Raw genomic sequence first — 1,919 nt, 5'->3', positions numbered from 1 at the left:
CTCGGCGACCGCCGCGGGGCGCACCGGACCGTCGACGCCCGCCACCGCGACCGCCGCGTACACGTCGCGGAGGCTCGCCGGCCGGGGCGTGCGCGCCGCGAAGAAGCGGCGGAGGCCGAGGTCCTCGGCGCGGTAGTGCAGGATCCCCACGGCCGGCTCCCCGTCGCGCCCCGCGCGCCCGACCTCCTGGTAGTACGCGTCCACCGACTCGGGCGGCGCCGCGTGGATCACGTAGCGCACGGTCGGCTTGTCGATGCCCATGCCGAACGCGCTCGTCGCGACCACCACGTCCACGTCGTCCTCGTGGAACGCCTGCTGCACGCGCTCGCGCTCGGCCGCCGGCAGACCCGCGTGGTACGCGTCGACGCGCAGGCCGGCCGCGCGGACCTCGTCGGCGTAGTCCTCGGCGTCCTTCCGCGTGGCGACGTAGACGAGGCCCGGCTGCGTCTGCTCGACCACGTGCGCGACGATCGCGCGCCGCTTCTCCGCCTCCTCCGTGTGCCGGCGCACCTCGAGCCGGATGTTCGGCCGGTCGAAGCCCGAGGACAGCACGAACGGGTCGCGCAGCCCCAGCCGCTCCTCGACCTCGGTGCGCACGGGCGTGGATCCGGTCGCCGTCATCGCGACGGTCGGCGGGTGCCCGAGCGCGTCGATCACGCCGCCGAGCCCCAGGTAGTCGGGCCGGAAGTCGTGGCCCCACGCCGCGACGCAGTGCGCCTCGTCGATCACCACGAGCGACACCCCGCGCGCCACCAGCCGCGCGACGACCTCGTCGCGCGCCAGCTGCTCGGGCGTGAGGAAGACGATCCGCGCGCCGGGCTCCTCCACGGTCGCCCACGCCTCCTCGAGCGCGGCACCGCGGATCGTGCTGTTGATCACGCGCGCGGGCGGCGCGGCGGGCGCGTCCTCGAGGTTCTGCACCTGGTCGGCCTGCAGCGCGATGAGCGGGGAGACGACGACGGTCAGGCCGTCGAGCAGCACGGTGGCGACCTGGTAGATGGCGGACTTGCCGTAGCCGGTGGGCATCACGACGAGGGCGTCGCGGCCGCGCACGAGCGGGCCGATGGTGCGCACCTGGCCGTCGTGCAGCTCGTCCCAGCCGAACGCCTCGCGGGCGACGCGGAGCGCGTCCTCGGGCTCCGGGCCCGGCGCGGGCTCCGGGACGATGGCCGGATCCTCGGCGGCGGGCCGCTCGTCGGCGGCGGGCCGCTCGTCGGCCGTGCGGTCGTGCGCGGTTCTGGTGGTGCTGCGGGAGGTGCGGGTCGTGCCCGCTGCTGTGCGGTTCTGCTTCACCTCCCCACTGAACGCCGCGGGCCGAGCAGTGACCAGGCGCGCGCATCCCCTCTCGGCGGACCGTCACCCTCGCAGGCGGCCGGGCGCGCCGCGGGCGGCGGGTCGCCTGCGGCGGGTCGCGACCGGCGCTCAGTCCGCGTCCACCCGGGGGAACGGATCCGCGTACCCGGCCCACGCCGCCGGCCCCGCCGCGAGCTCCTCGCCCGTGAGCACCGCCCGTCCGATCGCCCGCCGCAGCACGGCCGGCCGCAGCCCCACGCCGAAGAACGCGATCTCCGTCCCGTGCGGCGCGTGCTCCTGCCAGGGGTCGATCCCGGTCGGCTGCAGCGTCAGCATGGATCCCACGCTCGACCACCCGCCCACCTCGCCCGGCCTCGACGCCAGCGACACGAACCCCTTCGAGCGCAGCACGAGGCCCGCGCGATCGGGCCGCAGCTCCTCCTCCACGGACAGCGCGAGCCGCTCGGGGTGCAGCGGCCGCGGATCGCCGACGACGACGGATCCCACCGGCCCGTCGAGCCGGTCGACCTCCCCGTGCCGCGACGCGAAGCCGGCCGCGGTGACCTCGCGCATCCACCCCGCGGACGCCGCGAGCCCGGCCACGTCGCCCCAGCGCGGCAGCCGGT

The 1,919-nt window shown here is 76.7% G+C and carries 2 protein-coding genes; both read right to left on the bottom strand.

Features of this window, described 5'->3' with window-relative positions:
• A partial coding sequence (locus DZG00_RS15070; RefSeq protein WP_147360051.1) for a RecQ family ATP-dependent DNA helicase occupies nucleotides 1–1,293 on the bottom strand: 1,293 nt, incomplete at its 3' end.
• A gap of 129 nt (nucleotides 1,294–1,422) precedes the next feature.
• Nucleotides 1,423–1,919 (bottom strand): CobW C-terminal domain-containing protein (locus DZG00_RS15065; RefSeq protein WP_147360050.1); only part of this gene is annotated, 497 nt, incomplete at its 5' end.

The organism is Clavibacter lycopersici (assembly GCF_003576405.1).
In the GTDB taxonomy this organism is placed as follows: domain Bacteria; phylum Actinomycetota; class Actinomycetes; order Actinomycetales; family Microbacteriaceae; genus Clavibacter; species Clavibacter lycopersici.
The sequence above is the reverse complement of the archived record's forward strand: the minus strand, read 5'-3'. Positions and strand labels throughout refer to the sequence as shown.